Consider the following 19,157-nt stretch of genomic DNA (forward strand, 5'->3'; position numbering starts at 1 on the left):
TTCGCGCACGGCTTGGCCGGTCGCCGCCGTCCGGGTACGCTCCCGCTAGAGCGATCTATCAAATCGCAAGGGGGCGAGCGGCATGGACGTTCTGCGCGAGAAGGGGCTCGGCCCGCTGCGGCTGATCCTGGCGTTCACCCTGGCCAGCACGGTCCTGCACTACACCCACAACGTCGTGCGCGCGGCGGACTACCCGCAGGTGCCGGGCATCAGCGTGCCGGTCACGCAGGTCGTGGTGGCGATCAGCTGGGTGGTCTTCACCGCGTTCGGCGTGCTCGGCTATCGCGCCTACCGGCAGGGCCGGTACTGGCGTTCGCTGGCGTTTCTGCTGGTCTACTCACTGTCCGGGCTGGCGAGCGCGGGGCATTTCCTGGTCGGCGTACCGCAGGTCCCGGCGTTCTGGTTCGCGACGATCTTCACCGACACGTTCGCGGCGTTCGCGTTGTGGGTATTCGTGTGCTGGGCAGCCATGCGGCTCAACCGGGTGAGCGTTGCCGGGCAAATGTCTACACAACATTGACGTTCGTTGAAACCATGTAGACAATCGAGGGCGTGACCACCACCACACCTGTCACGTTCGAGCGGCATCCGGACACTTACCGGCACTGGCGGCTGACCGTCGACGGCGAGGTCGCCTGGCTGGAGATGGACGTCGACGAACAGGGCGGCCTCGTGCCCGGGTACGAGCTGAAGCTCAACTCGTACGACCTCGGCGTCGACATCGAGTTCTACGACGCGACGCAGCGGCTGCGGTTCGAACATCCGCAGGTCCGCGCGGTGATCGTGACGAGCGCCAAGGACAAGGTGTTCTGCGCCGGGGCCAATATCCGGATGCTCGCCGCGTCGCCGCACGAGTGGAAGGTGAACTTCTGCAAGTTCACCAACGAGACCCGCAACGGCATCGAGGACGCCACCGAGTTCTCCGGCCAGACCTACGTCGCGGCGGTGAACGGCAGCTGCGCCGGCGGCGGCTACGAGATCGCGCTGGCCTGCGAAAAGATCCTGCTGGTCGACGACAACTCGTCCACTGTCGCGTTGCCCGAGGTGCCGCTGCTCGGCGTGCTGCCCGGCACCGGCGGGCTCACCCGCGTGGTCGACAAACGGCGCGTCCGCCGGGATCTCGCGGACGTGTTCGCGACGCGGCCGGACGGGGTGAAGGGCAAGACCGCGGTCGACTGGCGGCTGGTGGACGAGCTGGTGCCGCGCGTCGGGTTCCGCGAGAAGGTGCTGTCGCGGGCGCACGAACTGGCCGCCGAATCCGACCGGCTGCCCGCTGAGCAGGGGATCGAACTGGCCCCGCTGGAGCCGTCGGTGACCGACGACGGCATCGAGTACCGGCACGTCCGGATCGCGTACGACCGGCCGAACTCGCTGGTCACGCTCACCGTGCTCGGCCCGGACGGGGAACCGGCGCTCGACGGCTGGCTGCTGCGGCTGACCCGCGAACTGGACGACGCGATCCTGCGGCTGCGCACGAACGAACCGGAACTCGGCACCTGGGTGCTGCGCACCGAAGGCGCCCCGGATCAGGTGCTCGCGCACGAGGAGGTCGTGCTCAGCGGGAAAGACTGGCTGAGCAACGAAATCCTGCACTACTTCAAGCGCACGCTGAAGCGGCTGGACGTCACCAGCCGCACCTTGATCGCGTTGATCGAACCGGGCAGCTGCTTCGCGGGCAGCCTGCTCGAACTGGCCTTCGCGGCGGACCGGCAGTACCTGCTGGACGGGCCGCCGATCGACGACGAGGACTCGCCGGAACGCGCGTCGATCACCTTGTCGGAAGCCAACTTCGGCGTGTTCCCGATGGGCAACGGACTGTCCAGGCTCCAGTCGCGGTTCTACGGCGACGACGACCACCTGACGTGGCTGGCCCGCGAACGCGACCGTGCGCTGAGCGCCGCCGAAGCCGTCGAACTCGGCCTGGTCACCGACGCGCCGGACGACCTCGACTGGGAGGACGAGATCCGGATCGCGCTGGAAGGCCGCGCCTCGCTGTCGCCCGACGCGCTCACCGGGATGGAGGCGAACCACCGGTTCGTCGGCCCGGAAACGATCGAAACCAAGATCTTCGGGCGGCTGACCGCCTGGCAGAACTGGATCTTCACCCGACCGAACGCCTCCGGGCCCGACGGCGCGCTGCGCCGGTACGGCACCGGCCAGAAGGCGGTCTTCGACAGGAAGCGGGTCTGAACCGATGCCCGAAAAGATCGACTACGACGCCAAAATCCCGAACAACGTCCAGCTCGCCGACGACCGCAGGCTCCAGCGCGCGCTGGAGGGCTGGCAGCCGAAGTTCATGAACTGGTGGGGCGAGATGGGTCCCACGCTGGAAACCGAGGGCGTCTACCTGCGCACCGCGGTGAGCGTCGGCCGCGACGGCTGGGCGCACTTCGACCACGTCAACGTCCCGGATTACCGCTGGGGCATCTTCCTCGCCGAACGGGAACCGGACCGGCGGATCGGATTCGGCGAGCACGCCGGAGAACCGGTGTGGCAGCAGGTGCCCGGCGAGTACCGGGCCGACCTGCAGCGGCTGATCGTGATCCAGGGCGACACCGAGCCGGCGTCGGTCGAGCAACAGCGACTGCTCGGACTCACCGCGCCGTCGCTGTACGACCTGCGCAATCTCTTCCAGGTGAATGTGGAAGAGGGGCGGCACCTCTGGGCGATGGTGTACCTGCTGCACGCGTACTTCGGCCGCGAAGGCCGCGACGAGGCGGAGGGGCTGCTGCTGCGCAACTCCGGCAGTCCGGACGCGCCGCGCATCCTCGGCGCGTTCAACGAGGAAACGGCCGACTGGCTCGCGTTCTACATGTTCACGTACTTCACCGACCGCGATGGGAAATACCAGCTCGGCACGTTGAAGGAAAGCTCGTTCGACCCGCTGTCGCGCACCTGCGAGTTCATGCTCAAGGAGGAGGCGCACCACATGATGGTGGGCACCACCGGCGTCGACCGGGTGGTGCAGCGCAGCGCCGAGCTCATCCGCGAGCACGACACGTACGACATCGCGTCGCACGGCGGGATCCCGCTGGACGTGATCCAGCGGTACCTGAACTTCCACTACACCGTGTCGCTCGACCTGTTCGGCAGTGAAACGTCGACGAACGCGGCGAACTACTACACCGCAGGACTCAAGGGCCGCTGGCAGGAGACGCGGCGCAAGGACGACCACAAACTCACCGAGGACAGCCGGCTGCTGGAGCGTCCGCGCGACGACGGGACCTGGACGTCCGAGGAATTGCAGGCCATCCTGCTGCTCAATCTCGACCTGCGCGGCGAGTACACCGCGGACTGCCAGACCGGGGTCAACCGGTGGAACAAGATCCTCGGCGACGCCGGCATCGACTTCCGGTTCGCGTTGCCGCACCCTGGTTTCAACCGCGAGGTGGGCATAAACTCCGGCCACCACGTCACTCCGGACGGCAGCATCGTCGACGAGGCGACGTGGGAGGCAGCGCGGCACAAGTGGCTGCCGACGGCCGAGGACCTGACGTTCGTCCGGTCGCTCATGCACCCGGTGTACGAGCGCGGGAAGATCGCCAGCTGGGTCGCGCCGCCGAGGCAGGGCATCAACGGCAAACCTTTCGACTACGAGTACGTGTACCTCACCTGAGGGGGCACCGATGACGGTTCCCGCGAACTTCAACGCCGCGGAGTACCTGCTCGGCCAAGGCCGTCCGGACGCGCTCGCGGTCGTCTCGCCGCGGCGCACGCTCAGCTACGGCGAACTCGCCGCCGAGACCCACCGGGTCGCTTCCGGGCTGCGCGCGCTCGGCGTGCGTCCGGAAGAGCGGGTCATGTTCTGCATGGTCGACGACGTCGAACTGCTGAGCGGGATCCTCGGCGCGATGCTCGTCGGCGCGGTCGCGGTGCCGGTGTCCACTATGGTCACCGGGCTGGAACTGGGCCAGGTGCTCGCCGATTCGCGGGCGCGGGTGCTGTGCGTGTCCGGGGAGTTTTCCGCGCAGGCGGCGGGTGCGCTGACCGGTGCGCCCGAGGTGACCGACGTCGTGCTCGACCGGGCGGATCCGGCGGAATTTCCCGCCGGGGTGCGAACGCACCGTTGGCCGCTGACCCCGACGGACGACGTCGTGGCCTCGCCGACCTGGGAGGATTCGCCCGCGCTGTGGCTGTACACCTCGGGCACGACCGGCAAGCCGAAGGGTGCGATGCACCGGCACGGGAGCATCCGCGCGGTGTGCTCGACTTACGCCGCGCAGGTGCTGGGAGTGTCCTCTTCGGACCGGTTCTTGTCGGTGCCTAAGTTGTTCTTTGCATACGGTCTCGGGAATTCGGCGTTCTTCCCGCTCTCTTGTGGAGGGACGACGCTGCTGGAACCGGCCCGTCCGACGCCGGGGGTCATCGCCGCGCGGGCGCGGGCGGACCGTCCGACGTTGTTCTTCGGAGTGCCGACGTTCTATGCGGCACTGTTGGCCAGCGACGTGCCGGACGACTCGTTCTCCTCGGTGCGGTACGCGGTTTCGGCTGGGGAGCCGTTGCCGTCGGCGCTGTTCACCCGGTTCCGCGAGCGGTTCGGGGTCGAGATTCTGGACGGGATCGGGTCGACCGAGGCGTTGCACATTTTCCTGTCCAACCAGCCGGGTGCGGTGCGGCCGGGCAGCACCGGGGTGGCGGTGCCGGGATACTCCGTCGAGCTCCGGGACGAGCAGGGCGCGGTGATTTCGGAAGCGGGACGGCCGGGCGAGCTGTTCGTGTCCGGCCCGTCCATCGCGACCGGGTATTGGGCGCGATACGAAACTACGAAACAGGTTTTCCAGGGTCCGTGGCTGCGGACCGGGGACAGCTACGTGCGCAACTCGGATGGCACGTATACGTGTCTCGGCAGGTTTGGGGACATGCTGAAGGCGGGCGGGATTTGGGTGTCTCCGTCCGAAGTGGAGGAACGACTGCTGCAACATCCGGCGGTTGCCGAGGTAGCGGTGGTCGCCGCGCCGGACGAGGACGGATTGGACAAACCGGTGGCCTGCGTCGTCGCCGCCCCCTCGTCCACTGTGGATGCTGAGGAGCTGATCGAGTTTTGCCGGGAGGGCTTGGCGGCGTTCAAGCGGCCGCGCGGAGTGGTCGAGATGGCCGAACTGCCGAAGACCGCGACCGGGAAGATCCGGCGGAACGTGATCCGCGAAATGGTGCGCGAGTCGCTGCTCGTGCCGCAGCCGCAATTGTGATCGACTGGCCGGCATGATCGACGAGCATTTCGTGGTGGACGCCCACGTGCACACCCCGCGGCTGCCCACGCTCAAACCCGCGTGGCTGGACTGGGCGCGCGACTTCGCCGGCGAGTACCCGTGGCGCACGGTGTACGACGCGGACGGCGCGGTGATCCCCGCGGCGATGGACGACCTCATGGCGCAGGAGGGCGTCGACCGCGTGCTGCTGTTTTGCGAATACAGTCCGCGGGCTACCGGGATCCAGGCGATTGAAGACAATCTACCGTTGGTCGCATACAACCCCGAGCGATTTCGCTTGGTGGCCAACGTGAACCCGCATCTGCACCATCCGCTGGTCGACGAGGTGGAACGGCAGCTCGCGCTGGGTGCGGTGGCGTTGAAGATCCACCCGGTGCACGGCGCGTTTTCCCCGGCGGACAAGGAGCTGTACCCGGTTTACGCCTTGTGCGCCGAACGCGGGGTGCCGGTGATCCTCCACTCCGGACTGTCGGTGTTTCCCGGATCCCGTGCCAGCTATGGGGATCCTTCGCTGCTGTCCGATGTGGTCGAAGACTTCCCGTCGGTGAACTTCGTGTTCGCGCACGGCGGCCGGGGCTGGTGGTACGACGTGGCGGCGTTCATGGCCCAGGCGAGGCCGAACGTGTGGCTCGACCTCGCCGGGCTGCCGCCGAAGAAACTGCCGGAATATTACGCGCGGTTCGATCTCGTGCGGTTGGCCCGGAAATGGATCTTCGGCACGGATTGGCCGGGGGTGCCGGGAACCGCCGTGAACGTCCGCGCGGTCGCCGATTTGGGGTTGCCCGCGGAGGTGCTGGACGGGGTACTGTCCGGCAACGCGTTACGGCTGATGCCCGGCTTGCGCTGAGTCTATTTGCGCCAGAACAGGTGGTGCACGACTCCGCTGGGGCTGGGAATTTTCTCCAGGTGGTAGCGGTCGGTCAGCTCGTCCGGGCTGGTCCAAAGCCGTTCCCCGGAACCGAGTTCGACCGGCGAGACGGCGATGTGCAGCGTGTCGATGAGACCGGCTTCGAGGAATTCGCGCACCGTGTTGACGCCTCCGCCGATGCGCACGTCCTTGTCGCCAGCGGCTTTCTTCGCCTGCGCGAGTGCTTCCTCCGGTGACGTGTTGAGGAAGTGGAAAGTGGTCTGGCCCAAGGTGATCGACGGGCGTTCGTGGTGGGTGAGGACGAAGACCGGGGTGCGGAACGGGGGTTCGTCGCCCCACCAGCCCTGCCAGTCGTGGTTCTCCCACGGGCCGCGGTGCGGGCCGAACTTGTTGCGTCCCATGATTTCCGCGCCGACGTCACCGCGGTGCATGTCCCGGGTGAAGTAGTCGTCGAGCCCGCGAGTGCCGCCGGGCTCGCCGCGCATCGGCCAGCTGGCGGTGGCCCCGGCCCAGGCGAAGAGCGGTCCCGGGTTCGGATGACCGAACGGCTGCTCGAGCGTTTGGTCCGGACCGGCGCCGTAGCCGTCGGCGGAAACGTTGAAGCACTGGACGCGTACCAGCATCGATAGTCCCTGCTTGTCTTTTGCAAGCACTATGCCGGAGGCGATGGTAAAGTGCAAGTGGTTTGGAGGAGGTATGCGATGCCGGACGGCCCGCGCTCGGGGTGCCCGATCAACGCCGCGATCGAGGTCGTCGGCGACCGCTGGAGCCTGCTGGTCCTGCGCGACGTGATGTTCGGCGACCGGCGGCATTTCCGGCAATTGCAGTCGCAGTCGGAGGAGGGAATCGCGTCGAATATCCTCGCCGACCGCCTGCGCACGCTTACCGAAGCCGGTTTGCTCACCCGCGATTCGGCCGGTCGCGGACAGCGCGCGACGTACAGCTTGACCGAAGCGGCGATCCAGCTGGTGCCAGTTTTGGTGGCGCTGGGAAGCTGGGGTTTGCGGCACCGGCCGACGACGCCGGAACTGCGCGTGCGAGCGGAACTGCTTGAGGCTGGTGGTCCGGCGCTGTGGGAAGAGTTCATGGCTGAGTTGCGGGAGCGGCATCTTGGGATCCCTCGGCCGGACGGCGACGGACCGACGGCAACGGAACGCTTGGCGGCCGCTTACGCGGAGGCTGTCGCGCGGTCTTGACGTGGCTGGCTTGGCGCGACTGGCTAGATGTGGCGGTTTTGGCTCGGCGGGGCTAGCAATGTGCGCCGTTGCCGTGCATCGATTTGTCGACCTGCCGCGGCGTCTTCGTGAGTCTGAGACGCGTGCCCGCCCCTGGATACATCCGGACGAAGTTGATCACTCAATCCGGCATCCGCGCTGCTGAAACGGATCCGCCGAGCGGCCAGGTCCGTCAGCGTTCCCGTGCAAGGAATGCGGAACGAGGACGAAGTACGCCGTCTGTCGACGAGAATGAACCGGATCGTCGGCGCGAACCCGGGATTTCGCGCCGAGGTGGACGACGCTTGCCAAACGGCCTGGCTGGAATTGCTCAGCCGCCAGCCGGACTTGCAGGATCCGAACGGCCTGGCCGGTTGGCTGACGACCGTCGCGCGGCGGCACGCGCTCCGGGCAGCCGAAAATCGCGCACGGGTGCAACTGGTCGATGACGCGTGCCTGGACGCGCACGAACCAACGGAGTCACCCGAGGCGAAGACCTTGGCCGGAGAACTGGCGGCAGCGCTGTGGCGAGCGGTGGAGAAGTTCCCGGAACGCCACCGGCGGATGCTGCTCCTGCTGGCGCACTACCCGGAGTTACGACACGACCAGCTGGCCGCCGAACTGGGCATCTCGCCGTCGAGCGTGAGCCGGATCCGACACCGCTGCTTGACGGTCCTCCGTCGTCGGCTGGAGGCTGAGGGCTTCAGTTATCCATGACCCGGCTCACCCGTTCACCGAACGAAGTGTCCGCATCGCCTCCGCCAATCCCTCCGCATCAGGACCCAGCGGCGTCAGCACGATCCGGCGCAAGATTTCCGCGCACGCGGCTCGTGCCTTGAGCGCTACCTCCAACCCGTGCTCGGTCAGGGAAGCGAACGTCACCCGGCGGTCTTCCGGGCTCGGGATGCGGCAGATCAAATCCGCGGCGACCAAGCGGTCCGCCACCTTGGTGAAGCCTCCGCTCGACAGGGCGGCTTCGGTGGCCAGGCGGGTCATCGGCATGCGGTGTTCCGGCGACCGCACCAGGCGCAGCAGGATGTCGAACGACGCGGGGGCCAGGCCGAACCGGTCGGCGATTTCTCCCATCAGTGCGTTCTGTGTGGCCAGATAGCCCTCGATCACGAGGCCCCACCACGTCACGATCTCGTCGTCGTCCGTCTGCGGATCCGGGGTCATCTGCCGGAGTCTACCCGGAATACATCTTGCGCGCGAGAAGTTACCCTGGACAATGAAGGAAGCGGTGTCCACAGAGGAGCGACGATGATGCACCGGTACATCGAGGGCGACCCGGATCTCCCGGTGTTTGTTCTCCTGCACGGAACCGGCGGTGGTCCAGACGATTTGCTCAGTGTGGCGCGCGAACTGAGTCCGGAATCGGCAACGCTCGCGCCGACCGGGCCGGTTTCGGAAAACGGGGCGGCGCGGTGGTTTCGGCGGCTGTCGGAGGGCGTGTTCGATCACGAGGACGTCCGGGCGCGGGCGGGCGAGCTGGCGGATTTCCTCAACGACGCCCGGGAAAAGTACGGGTTCGGCAGGGCGGTGGCGGTCGGCTTTTCGAATGGGGCGAATATCGCGGCGGCGGTAGCGCTCACCCGGCCGGACGCGCTCCGGGAAGCGATTCTGTTCTCGTCGATGTCTCCGTTGCCGGAATTGCCGAGCCTCGATCTCACCGGAACTCGCATATTCCTTTCCAACGGCGAGCACGACCCGATGGCTCCGCTGCCCGCCAACGACGAACTCGTGCGCCAGTTCCGCGAGCGGCATGCGGACGTGACGACGCACCGCTGGCCGGGAGGGCATCAGGTGACCGTCGACGGAATCAGCGCGGCAAAGGCCTGGCTCGCTAGGGTCGAGGCATGACCGAGCTGACCCGCGCGCAAGACCTGCTCGCCTCCACGATCCTCGCCGACGGACACAACGACCTGCCATGGGCGCTCCGCGACAAAGCCGGGCCGAACCCGGTCGAGGCGGTGGCCGGCGTGGATCTCACGGTGCCGCAGCCGACGCTGCACACCGACTTCCCCAAACTCGCCGAAGGCAAGCTGGGCCTGCAGTTCTGGTCGGTGTACGTCCCGTGCGAGTTCAAGGGCGACAGCGCGGTCACCGCGGTGCTGGAACAGATCGAGGTGGTCTACCAGCTCGCCGAGCGCTACCCCGAGCGGCTGCGGCTGGTCACCACGGCCGACGAGGCCGAGGCGGCGTTCTCCGACGGGCGGATCGCGTCGTTGCTCGGGGCCGAAGGCGGGCACAGCATCGCCGAATCCCTCGGGGTGCTGCGGATTCTGCGCCGGCTCGGCGTCCGCTACATGACGCTGACCCACAACTTCAACACCACCTGGGCGGATTCCGGGACCGACAAACCCGAGCACGACGGGCTCACCGAGTTCGGCCGCGAGGTCGTGCGCGAGATGAACCGGATCGGCATGCTGGTCGACCTTTCCCACGTCGCGCCGAGCACTATGCGCGCCGCGCTCGAGGTGTCGAGCGCGCCGGTGATCTTCAGCCACTCGTCGTGCCGCGCGGTCAACGACCATCCGCGCAACATCCCCGACGACGTGCTCGCGCAGCTGCCCGGCAACGGCGGCGTCGCGATGATCACCTTCGTGCCCGCCTTCATCTCCGCCGCGGTCACCGAGTGGGACAACCAGCTCCGGGACGCGATGACCGCCGCCGGGCAGGAATTCCTCGACCTCGGCCAGCGCGGCCGGTTCGCGAAGACCTGGGACGCGCCGCCCAAGCCGAAGTCGACGATCGCGGACGTCGTCGCGCACATCGAGCACGCGCGCGAGGTCGCCGGGATCGACCACATCGGGCTCGGCGGCGACTACGACGGCGTCGGCGAACTGCCCGAAGGCCTCGAGGACGTGTCGAAGTACCCCGTGCTCATCGCCGCCCTGATGGAACGAGGCTGGAGCGACGAGGACTGCGCGAAACTCGCCGGCCGCAACACGCTGCGGGTGCTGCGCGAGGTCGACGGCAAGCGCTGAATTAGCGCATCACGGCGAGTGGGCGGACAATCACGATATGTCCCACGCGCGAAACGACGGTCCCGACGAGGCCGCGAAATCGGAAATTCCCGAGGCGCCGGGCACTGAGGTGCCCGGCGCACTCGACCACGCCGCCCCGGGCACCGCACCGGGAGCCGAACCCGGACCGCGGCCGTCCGCCGCGAAACCCGCGGGCCGCAAGGGCAAGGTCAAATCCACCCGGATCAGCGGCACCTGGATCGCCGTGATCGTGGCGATCGTCGTGCTGGCGTTCCTGCTGGTGTTCATCCTGCAGAACCTGGACACGGCGACCGTCCACTTCCTCGGCGCGTCCGGCAGCATGCCGCTCGCGGTGGCGATGCTGTTCGCCGCGATCGCGGGCGCGGCGCTGGTCGCGCTGATCGGCGGGGCGCGGATCCTGCAGCTCAGGAAGCAGGCGCGGCGTCGGCGGTGAAGGGCTCTCGAGCCCGCAGGCTCAGCAGGAGCTCGCACACCGCGGGATCCCCGCTGACCTGCACTCGCGCGTCCGCTTCCGCCGCGGGCAACGTCCCGCTGCACAGCCGCCACAACGCGTCCGCGTCGGTCGCCAAAGCCGCGAGCGGAGACCGTGACGTCGCGGCACCGCGGTCGATCGTCCAGCCCACCGCGGTAGCACGGAGCGTCCACCGCCCGGCCCCCTCCACCGAACACGCCACCTGACGTCCGGCCCGCGCGGGCACCGCCCGCAACGTCTGCGGCAGCGAACGCAGCAACGTGTCCACCACCGGCGTCCGGAACTCCGGCTCGTCGAGCAGCGGAGCTTCCACTGCCTCCCGGACCTGCTGCTGGAGCACCCACTGCTCCGCGTAATCGCGAGCGACCGTCAGCCACGTCGGCATCACGGCTGGTTCGTCCAGGTCGCGGTGCTTCCACAGTTCGGTCAGCTGCGTCGTACTGTCCACGAGCATCGCGAACAGCACCTCCGGCGACAGTTGCCGGCAGGCAGAGACCCAGGACGTCCCCTCGCCGAAGTGGCCGTCACGGTCCCGCGAGAGCCGCCTGAGTTTCAGTCCCAGGATGTGCGCGGTCAGATCGTGCACCGTCCATTCGCCCAGCGCGGGCAGGGCCCACTCAGGCGTCCGGAGGTCGGAGAGAACTCCGATCAGCGCCTGTTCCTCGCGCACGAGCAGCGGCAGCACGTCGATCGGCGGTCCCCACGGCGCGGTCATGCGCGTCATCCAACACCCACCGGCAAGGCATCACAGGGCCATTCGGCCTACTCGCAGGTAGCATCAGCGCGAACAGTGAGGGGAGCAGCCCGTGGACTACCAGCGACCGAACGGCCGGGGCACCGCCGAGGACGTGGCCAACCTGGCCCGCCGGGCAGGCCAGCTCGCCGGATGGGCGGCGCGCACCGGCTTCGACCTGACCCGCAAATTCCCCGGGATCGACACCGCCGAACGCGGCCTCAAGCAGGTCGAACGCGGGCTGCTGAGCGAACTGCGCCGCCGCCTCGACGAGGTCGACGATCCCTATCACGCGGCGCTGACCGCGGCGTCCGCGATGAACCGGGCCGACGTCGGCAGCCGCGCCGTCGAAACGACCGTGACGCTGGTGCCCGCCCGCGATCACGTCGAACCGCTGCGCGCGGCGATGGCCGAACTGCTCAACCACTCCATCGGCTTCGGCCGCGAGCGCGCCCGCGAATACCTGTACGCGATCATTCTCCGCCAGCTCACGCCGGACGAGGCGCGCATCCTCTCCGCGCTGTCGGACGGCTCCCCGTTCCCCGCGATCGACGTCGCCGAGCGCAGCGCCATCGGCGGCACCGGCCGGATCGTGCTGCGCAACGCCTCGACGGTCGGCAAGGCGGCCGGGGTGTCGCTGCCGGACCAGGTGCCCGGCTACGTGACCCGGCTGATCGGCCTCGGGCTGGTCGAACTGGACGAGGAGGTGCCCTCGCTCGAGACGCAGTACGAGATCCTGCTGACCGACGAGTCGGTCCGCGAGGTGGAGAAGCAGGTGAAGCGGATCAAGATCATCCGCCGCACCATCCATGTCTCGCGGCTCGGCGCGCAGTTCTGGCAGGCCTGCGACCCGAGCCTGGGCTGACCCCGATGGGCGAGTTCGTCTCGAGGCTCCTCGACGATTTCGTCCGGCACTGGCCGCTGTATGTCTCCATCCCGATCGTCGCCGCGCTGATCGGGTACGGCACGAAGCTGGTCGCGATCCGGATGATGTTCCAGCCGGTCGAGTTCATCGGCGTCAAGCCGTTCCTCGGCTGGCAGGGCATCGTGCCCAAACGGGCCGCGCGGATGGCGAGCATCGCCTGCGACACGATGACCGAGCAGCTGATCAAACCGGCCGAGGTCGTCGCCCGGCTCGACGCCGACCGGATCGCGAAGGAAATCGAGAAACCGCTGCTCGCGGCGGTCGAGGACATCGTGCGCGAGGTGGCCGGGCACTACCAGCCGGGTCTGTGGGAATCGCTGCCGGTCGGCGTGCAGCGGCTGGTGATCCAGCGCGTGCAGGCCGAATCGCCGCACATGGTCAAGGCCGTGCTCGAACTCATCCAGTCCGATGTGGACAGTGTGTTCGACCTCAAGGGCATGGTGGTCACCAGCCTCGTCAAGGACAAACGGCTGCTCAACCGGATCTTCCAGGAAGCGGGCGCGGAGGAGTTCAAGTTCATCGCGCGCTCCGGCCTGGTGTTCGGCGGCCTGATCGGCGTGATCCAGATGGTCGCGTGGGTGCTGTTCAAATTCCCGCCGATCATGCCGTTGTTCGGTCTCTTCACCGGCTGGTTCACCGACTGGCTCGCGCTGCGGATGATTTTCTACCCGCTGGAGCCCAAGAAATACTTCGGCGTCACCTGGCAGGGCCTGTTCCTCAAGCGGCGCGCGGAGGTCGCCGAGGCGTACGGCGAGTTGATCGCGAAAGAGATCATCACGCCGCACAACGTCATCGAGGCGGTGCTGCAGGGCCCGCTTTCCGACCGCGTGCTCGCGCTCATCCAGCGGCAGCTCGACCGCGAGCTGGGCCGGGCGGCGAATGTCGCGAAACCGTTGCTGGTCTTCGCCATCGGCAGCCGCCGCTACCAGGACATGAAGCTCGCCATCTCCGAGCAGATCATGACCCGGCTGCCGGACACCATGCGCTACATCGAGGATTACGCCACCGACGCGATGGACATCCGGAACGTCCTGGTCGGCAAGATGAAGGAATTGTCGCCGGAGGAGTTCGAGCAGCTGCTGCGCCCGGCTTTCCAGCAGGACGAATGGATTCTCATCGCGACCGGCGCGGTGCTCGGGTTCGCGGTCGGCGAGGCGCAGGTTCTGGTGCTGGAGCACCTCGCCTCCTGAATCCGCCCCCCTTGTGGAGGAGCGGGCCGGGCCGGGAGACTGACCCTCATGGGTGAGACGGCGGTGCCGTGGCCGCAGGAAATCCGGATCGCGATGGCCATGGTGGGGGGATCCAGCCTGGCAGTGTGGATGGGGGGAGTCGCTACCGAGACGTCGGCGTTGCTGCACGCTTCGCGCACGCCGGACGAAGGTAACGGCTATCGGAAACTGCTCGACCTTTTGCACGCTTCGGTGCGCCTGGACGTGCTCACCGGGACAAGTGCGGGCGGCATCAACGCCGCGTGTCTCGGATTGGCCGAGGCGTACCGGTCGACGCCCGCGATCTTGCGCGACACCTGGTTCTCGGCCGGGTCGCTGGAGAATCTGATCCGCGACCCCGGCGAGACGCGGCCGCGTTCGGTGCTGAACGGCGACAAGGTGCTGCTCGGCGGCCTCGTCCAGGCGATGCACGACATCACCGGATCCGGCGTCGTGCCCACCGAGCCGCCGGACGTGACCGTGCTGCTCACCGGAACCATGCTCGACGGCGAGACCACGCAGTACGACGACGCGCTCGGAAACCGGGTGCGGGACACCGAACATCGCATGCTGTTCCGCTTCGACGGTCCATTGTGGAACAACCAGGTGCACGGCCCGCTCGCGCTCGCCGCCCGGTCGAGCGCGTCCTTCCCCGGCGCGTTCGAGCTGTCGCGCATGCCGATCGGTCCCGAGGCGGCGGACCGGCTGCATCCGGACATGACCGACTACACCGAGCTGGTGCGTTCGCATTGGCTCGCCGACGGCGGCGTGCTGGTGAACAAACCGCTGCGGCCCGCGTTGCGGGAGATCTTCGAACGCTCGTCGTCGACGGATGTGCGGCGGCTGCTGCTGTACGTCGTCCCGACGGTCGACGGCGAAGCCAAGCCGATGACCTGCGACCCGGCTGAGCCGCCGATGCTCGGCACCGCGCTGGCGAAGGTCGCTTCCACGATCATGAGCCAGACCATCAGCGTCGAGCTGGAGGAATTGAGCAGGCACAACTCCGCCGTCACGCGCGCCAGGGACACCCGGGTCGCGCTCGCGTCGCTCGGCCTGCGCGGCGGGCAGCTGGTGGACGACCGGGTGCACCGGGCGTATCTCGACCGCCGGGTCGCGCTCGACGCGGCCGACCTGGTCCGCGCGGTCACCCGCCGCTACGAACTGTCCGATGAGGGCAGTGGGTGGGCAGCCGGGAATTCGGCGCTGCTGCAGGACATCGCCGCCGACGGACTGCGCCGCGGGATTCCCGGCACGCTGCCCGGCGAATCGGTCACGGTCGGCGAGATGGTCCGCTACCGCACCTCGACGCTGGAAGACGCGGTCGCCACCGGCATCCAGCTGATCAACGCGGGCTTCCGGATGGGCCCGGACCTCGACCAGGCGACCCAGCTCAACGAGGCCCGCGCGAAAATGCACGCCGCCCGCCGAAGCGCGGCTCGCGACGTGCGGCTGTCCGCGTGGGTGGCCCGGCACGAGCCGCCGCCGTCCGGCACCTCGATGCCGGACTGGATCGGTCAGCTCGCCGCCGAATGGGCGGATCTCGGGGCGTCGGACGCGGTCCGCGAGGCATGGCCGGAGGTGACCGGCGCGCTCCGGTCGGCCGCTCCGGTGCTGCAAGCGTTGTCGGGCAAGGAAAACCAGTGGTCCGCGGATGCCGCCGACACGGTGACGGCGCTGCTGGACTGGTTCGGCTTGGACAACGCGGACGTCGCGGACGGGTTCGTGCTGGCCCGGTTTTTGCTGCTGCACATGGCGACGCGCGGGCTGCTTGCCGAAGCGCCGGCGGTGGACCAGCGGGTCGACCTGGTGCAGCTGAGCGCGGACAGCCGGACCCTGCTGGACCTCGCGCGCCCCCGCGGCCGGGACAAGCTGACCGGCACCCAGGCGAACAACTTCGGCGCGTTCTACAAGGCGTCCTGGCGCGCGAACGACTGGATGTGGGGCCGGATCGACGGCGCGGGCTGGCTGATGCAGTGCCTGCTCGACCCGCAACGCCTGCGGGTGCTGCGCGACATCGTCGGCCCGGAGGAATTCCGGGAGCAGGTAAGGACGACGTTCCGCGAGATCGGCTGGGAGCCGCCCTCGCCCGCGGACAACGGGATGCCCTCGGACCTGCCCGGCCTGCTCGCGCAACTGGGCGACGAACTGGCTTTCCTCGGCCTGGACGCGAATCTGTCCCCGGTCGACTTCGGCAAGGAGGTGCCGACCAGTCTTCCGGTGACCTCGATGGTGCTGGCGAAGTCGCGGCAGCTGGCGATCGCGCGGGAGGAACTGCCGGTGCTCGCGAGCCAGGCCGAGGCGGATGCGAAGGAGGGCAACGGAAAGGCTTCGGAGAGTTTCCGGAAGCTGATGGCCGCCCGGCCGCTCGAACGGGAAACGGCTGCCCAGCCGGAAAACTCCGGCCAGCAGGACGCGGCGCAACGCGCTTTCCAAGCCTGTCAGGTTTCCGCTGAACGTTTCGAAGGCGAACTCGGCAGTACCCTGCTCACCAAAACGATTGTCAAAGCCGGAGCGGCCGGGCTCAATGCCGCTTCCACCGCCACCCGGGTTCCGAAAACGCTCCAGCCGCTGGCGAAATTCGCGCAGCTCAGCAGCCGCAGTTCGTGGTGGGTCACGCAAGGCGCGACGCGGCTGGGCCGGCCGTGGAACCTGCTGGCCGCCGCCATCACCGCGGTCGCCGGGTTCGTGCTCAGCGGCGAGGGCGGATCCGTCCTGCAATGGCTCGGCCTTCCGGTGGCGGGCGGCGCACTCGTGTTCCTCGTGGTGAGCCTGCTGACCTTGAGGCGTACGTGGCGAATGGTGCTCACCGTGCTAGGCGTGCTGGTGATAGCCGCGTTGCTGTTCGCGGCTTTCCTGCCGCCCATCGCGCAGCCGTTGTTCGGCTGGCTCGGCACCGTTGTGGACGGTTGGCGGCGCGGGCAGGCTCCGCTGTGGTGGCTCGTCGTGGTCGCGCTGCTCCTGCTCCCGGCGGTCTGGACGCCGCTGTCCGGGCTCGGGCGGAAGAAGCGGCGGCGGTCGCGTCCGGACAGTCCACGCTGACCCCCAGGTAGACCACGATTTTTCGGCGCTGGAGTTGCGGTAGCGCCGCGGAAGGCCCATGGTCTGGGGTCACAGGTCGCATACCGATGGTGTGCGGCCCAGGCGCACGCATGCCCAGAACTTCCCCCTGCTAAACATGTTTGTGGTCCTCCTCACCGGGGTATCCCTGTCGTCCCTGGTGAGGGCGGTGGACGTGGCATGGATCGCTGGCGGCGCGAAAATTCTCTGTTACGTTTCCAAAGTATGTCCGGAAAGCACTTGATCGAATCCCCGACCAAGGCCGATGGTGCCGCTCTCTGGCGAATCGCACGCGATTCGCAGAAGCTTGATCTCAACTCGCCGTATGCGTACCTGTTGTGGTGCAAGGATTTCGCGGAGACCTCGGTCGTCGCCCGCGTCGACGGTGAGCCAGTCGGATTCGTGATCGCTTACCGAAGGCCGTCCGCGCCGGACGTCGCACTCGTGTGGCAGGTCGCCGTCGACGCCTCGCAGCGCGGAAAAGGCCTGGCCGGGCAGTTGCTGGACAGCCTGTACACGCGGCTGGTCGGCGAGGGCGTGCGGTACCTGGAAACCACGATCACCCCGGACAACGCGGCGTCGATCCGCCTGTTCGAGTCGTTCGCGAAGCGCTGGAACGCGGATCTGGAACACCGCCGGCTGTTCGAAGTCGCTGATTTTCCGCAGGGGGAGGCACACGAACCCGAGGATCTTTACCGCATCGGGCCGTTGCGCCGCTAATAACCCGTCAATTTCGCCGAGTAGGAGCGAAAGAAATCGTTATGAGCATCTTCGAAGAGCTCGAATCAGAAGTCCGCAGTTACAGCCGGGGCTGGCCGGTCGTCTTCGACCGGGCGCAGGGCAGCAGGCTCTACAGCGAGGACGGCAAGGCCTACCTCGACTTCTTCGCCGGCGCCGGCGCGCTGAACTACGGGCACAACAACCCGCATCTCAAGAAGGCGCTGATCGACTACATCCAGCGCGATGGCGTCACGCACGCGCTCGACATGTACACCGTCGCGAAGCGGGACTTCCTGGAGACCTTCCGGGAGAAGATCCTCGCGCCGCGCGAGCTGGACTACAAGGTCGTCTTCCCCGGCCCCGGCGGCGCGAACGCCGTGGAGGCCGCGCTGAAGCTCGCGCGCAAGGTGACCGGCAAGGAATCGGTCATCAACTTCACCAACGCGTTCCACGGCATGACGCTCGGCGCGCTGTCGGTCACCGGCAACTCGATGAAGCGCGGCGCCGCGGGCATCCCGCTGGTGCACGCCACGCCGATGCCGTACGACAAGTACTTCGACGGCGCGATGCCGGACTTCATGTACTTCGAGAAGCTGCTCGAAGACTCCGGCAGCGGCCTGAACGAGCCCGCCGCGGTGATCGTGGAGGGCGTGCAGGGCGAGGGCGGCATCAACGCCGCGCGCCTGGAATGGCTCAAGGGCCTCGACGACCTGTGCAAGCGGCACAACATCCTGCTGATCCTCGACGACGTGCAGATGGGCTGCGGCCGCACCGGCCCCTTCTTCAGCTTCGAGGACGCCGGCATCTCGCCGGACATCGTGTGCCTGTCGAAGTCGATCGGCGGCTACGGCCTCCCGATGGCGCTCACGCTGATCAAGCCGGAGCTGGACGTCTGGGAGCCGGGCGAGCACAACGGCACCTTCCGCGGCATCAGCCCGGCGTTCGTCACCGCGACCGAGGCGCTGCGCGTCTACTGGAGCGACGACGAGCTGGAGAAGTCGACCAAGGCCAAGGGCGAGCGCATCGCGAGCACCTTCAAGGACCTGGTGGAGAGCTACCCGGAGGCGAACCTCGTCGCGAAGGGCCGCGGTCTGGCGCGCGGTCTCGAATTCGCGAACGGCGAGCTCGCGGGCGCGGTCTGCAAGGCGGCCTTCGAACGCGGCCTGCTGATGGAGACTTCCGGTCCGGACGGCGAAGTGATGAAACTGCTGCCGCCGCTTACCCTCACCGACGAGGAGCTGAGCGAAGGCCTCGCGATCATCACCGAGTCCGTCGCCGCCGTCCTCAAGTAACCACCCGAAGAACAAGAAGGAGCCTTTCACTTGCTGGTCCGCACGCTCGACGAGATCACCGACACCGACGCTGACATCAAGACCCCGAACTGGCGCAGCAAGCGCATCATCCTCGCGAAGGAGGGCGTCGGCTTCTCGGTGCACGAGACGACGCTGTACGCGGGCACGGTGAACGACTTCTGGTACGCCAACCACATCGAGGCCGTGTTCATCACCTCCGGCGAGGGCGAGATCGAAGACCTCGCCACCGGCGAGGTGCACCAGCTCAAGCCGGGCACGCTGTACCTGCTGAACGACCACGACAAGCACCAGGTCCGCCCGAAGACCGAGATCAAGTGCGTGTGCGTGTTCAACCCGCCGGTCACCGGCCGCGAGGTGCACGACGAGAACGGGGTCTACCCGCTCGTCACCGAAGACTCCTGAGACTGAGCCACTCCCACCACCCCGAGA

At 67.8% G+C, this 19,157-nt stretch carries 19 protein-coding genes; 16 read left to right on the top strand and 3 right to left on the bottom strand.

Annotated elements, in window-relative coordinates:
- Window positions 1-82: 82 nt before the first annotated feature.
- The 5 genes from PUT80_RS27695 to PUT80_RS27715 are packed head-to-tail and all read left to right on the top strand — an operon-like array spanning window position 83 to window position 6,057.
- Window positions 83-520, top strand: a complete 438-nt coding sequence (locus PUT80_RS27695) for a hypothetical protein (RefSeq protein ID WP_275293982.1) — start codon at window positions 83-85, stop codon at window positions 518-520.
- 32 nt (window positions 521-552) lie between these two features.
- On the top strand, window positions 553-2,190 hold the full coding sequence (boxC, locus tag PUT80_RS27700; RefSeq protein ID WP_275293983.1) for a 2,3-epoxybenzoyl-CoA dihydrolase: 1,638 nt from the start codon (window positions 553-555) through the stop codon (window positions 2,188-2,190).
- A gap of 4 nt (window positions 2,191-2,194) precedes the next feature.
- The gene (gene boxB, locus PUT80_RS27705; RefSeq protein ID WP_037808036.1) at window positions 2,195-3,616 is read left to right on the top strand and encodes a benzoyl-CoA 2,3-epoxidase subunit BoxB; all 1,422 of its coding nucleotides are present in this window, start codon (window positions 2,195-2,197) and stop codon (window positions 3,614-3,616) included.
- 10 nt (window positions 3,617-3,626) lie between these two features.
- Complete coding sequence (locus tag PUT80_RS27710) at window positions 3,627-5,189, top strand: benzoate-CoA ligase family protein (RefSeq protein ID WP_275293984.1); 1,563 nt, start codon at window positions 3,627-3,629, stop codon at window positions 5,187-5,189.
- A gap of 13 nt (window positions 5,190-5,202) precedes the next feature.
- The gene (locus PUT80_RS27715; RefSeq protein WP_037808033.1) at window positions 5,203-6,057 is read left to right on the top strand and encodes an amidohydrolase family protein; all 855 of its coding nucleotides are present in this window, start codon (window positions 5,203-5,205) and stop codon (window positions 6,055-6,057) included.
- 2 nt (window positions 6,058-6,059) lie between these two features.
- Here PUT80_RS27715 and PUT80_RS27720 read toward each other — a convergent pair whose 3' ends face one another.
- Entirely contained in the window at window positions 6,060-6,701 is a 642-nt protein-coding gene (locus PUT80_RS27720) for a dihydrofolate reductase family protein (protein WP_134661925.1), read from the bottom strand.
- Window positions 6,702-6,779: 78 nt separating this feature from the next.
- On the opposite strand from PUT80_RS27720, the gene PUT80_RS27725 reads away from it, so the two are divergent.
- Window positions 6,780-7,274: a helix-turn-helix domain-containing protein gene (locus PUT80_RS27725; protein WP_275293985.1), complete on the top strand. Its 495-nt coding sequence runs from the start codon at window positions 6,780-6,782 to the stop codon at window positions 7,272-7,274.
- Window positions 7,275-7,505: 231 nt separating this feature from the next.
- Window positions 7,506-8,009 (top strand): sigma-70 family RNA polymerase sigma factor, encoded by a 504-nt coding sequence (locus PUT80_RS27730; protein WP_275293986.1) that lies wholly within the window; start codon window positions 7,506-7,508, stop codon window positions 8,007-8,009.
- Window positions 8,010-8,015: 6 nt separating this feature from the next.
- On the opposite strand, the gene PUT80_RS27735 is transcribed toward PUT80_RS27730, so the two are convergent.
- Window positions 8,016-8,468 carry a MarR family transcriptional regulator gene (locus PUT80_RS27735; RefSeq protein WP_043827229.1) on the bottom strand — a complete coding sequence of 151 codons (453 nt, stop codon included), beginning with the start codon at window positions 8,466-8,468 and terminating at the stop codon, window positions 8,016-8,018.
- 84 nt (window positions 8,469-8,552) lie between these two features.
- On the opposite strand from PUT80_RS27735, the gene PUT80_RS27740 reads away from it, so the two are divergent.
- Genes PUT80_RS27740 through PUT80_RS27750 form a run of 3 tightly spaced genes read left to right on the top strand, consistent with a single transcriptional unit; the run spans window position 8,553 to window position 10,733 of the window.
- The gene (locus tag PUT80_RS27740) at window positions 8,553-9,152 is read left to right on the top strand and encodes an alpha/beta hydrolase (protein ID WP_275293987.1); all 600 of its coding nucleotides are present in this window, start codon (window positions 8,553-8,555) and stop codon (window positions 9,150-9,152) included.
- A complete protein-coding gene (locus tag PUT80_RS27745; RefSeq protein WP_275293988.1) occupies window positions 9,149-10,279 on the top strand; it encodes a dipeptidase in 1,131 nt (376 codons plus the stop codon). Before PUT80_RS27740 ends, PUT80_RS27745 begins: the two co-directional genes overlap by 4 nt.
- A 37-nt stretch (window positions 10,280-10,316) precedes the next feature.
- Window positions 10,317-10,733: a lipopolysaccharide assembly protein LapA domain-containing protein gene (locus tag PUT80_RS27750; protein WP_275293989.1), complete on the top strand. Its 417-nt coding sequence runs from the start codon at window positions 10,317-10,319 to the stop codon at window positions 10,731-10,733.
- Here the strand turns inward: PUT80_RS27750 and PUT80_RS27755 are convergent.
- Window positions 10,705-11,496: a hypothetical protein gene (locus PUT80_RS27755; protein WP_275293990.1), complete on the bottom strand. Its 792-nt coding sequence runs from the start codon at window positions 11,494-11,496 to the stop codon at window positions 10,705-10,707. The two genes, PUT80_RS27750 and PUT80_RS27755, sit on opposite strands and share 29 nt — an antisense overlap.
- A gap of 82 nt (window positions 11,497-11,578) precedes the next feature.
- On the opposite strand from PUT80_RS27755, the gene PUT80_RS27760 reads away from it, so the two are divergent.
- The 6 genes from PUT80_RS27760 to PUT80_RS27785 all read left to right on the top strand — a co-directional run bounded on the left by PUT80_RS27760 (window position 11,579) and on the right by PUT80_RS27785 (window position 19,130).
- Window positions 11,579-12,370, top strand: coding sequence for an Abi-alpha family protein (locus PUT80_RS27760; RefSeq protein ID WP_275293991.1), 792 nt, complete (start codon window positions 11,579-11,581; stop codon window positions 12,368-12,370).
- Between the two features lie 5 nt (window positions 12,371-12,375).
- On the top strand, window positions 12,376-13,620 hold the full coding sequence (locus PUT80_RS27765) for a hypothetical protein (RefSeq protein ID WP_037808009.1): 1,245 nt from the start codon (window positions 12,376-12,378) through the stop codon (window positions 13,618-13,620).
- 48 nt (window positions 13,621-13,668) lie between these two features.
- Complete coding sequence (locus tag PUT80_RS27770; RefSeq protein WP_275293992.1) at window positions 13,669-16,677, top strand: patatin-like protein; 3,009 nt, start codon at window positions 13,669-13,671, stop codon at window positions 16,675-16,677.
- 243 nt (window positions 16,678-16,920) lie between these two features.
- Window positions 16,921-17,415, top strand: coding sequence for a diaminobutyrate acetyltransferase (gene ectA / locus PUT80_RS27775; protein ID WP_043827237.1), 495 nt, complete (start codon window positions 16,921-16,923; stop codon window positions 17,413-17,415).
- A 41-nt stretch (window positions 17,416-17,456) separates the two neighbouring features.
- Window positions 17,457-18,707, top strand: a complete 1,251-nt coding sequence (ectB, locus tag PUT80_RS27780; RefSeq protein WP_037808000.1) for a diaminobutyrate--2-oxoglutarate transaminase — start codon at window positions 17,457-17,459, stop codon at window positions 18,705-18,707.
- Between the two features lie 30 nt (window positions 18,708-18,737).
- On the top strand, window positions 18,738-19,130 hold the full coding sequence (locus PUT80_RS27785) for an ectoine synthase (RefSeq protein ID WP_037807993.1): 393 nt from the start codon (window positions 18,738-18,740) through the stop codon (window positions 19,128-19,130).
- The last annotated feature ends 27 nt before the right edge of the window (window positions 19,131-19,157 follow it).

The organism is Amycolatopsis sp. La24, assembly GCF_029087445.1.
Lineage (GTDB): Bacteria > Actinomycetota > Actinomycetes > Mycobacteriales > Pseudonocardiaceae > Amycolatopsis > Amycolatopsis nivea.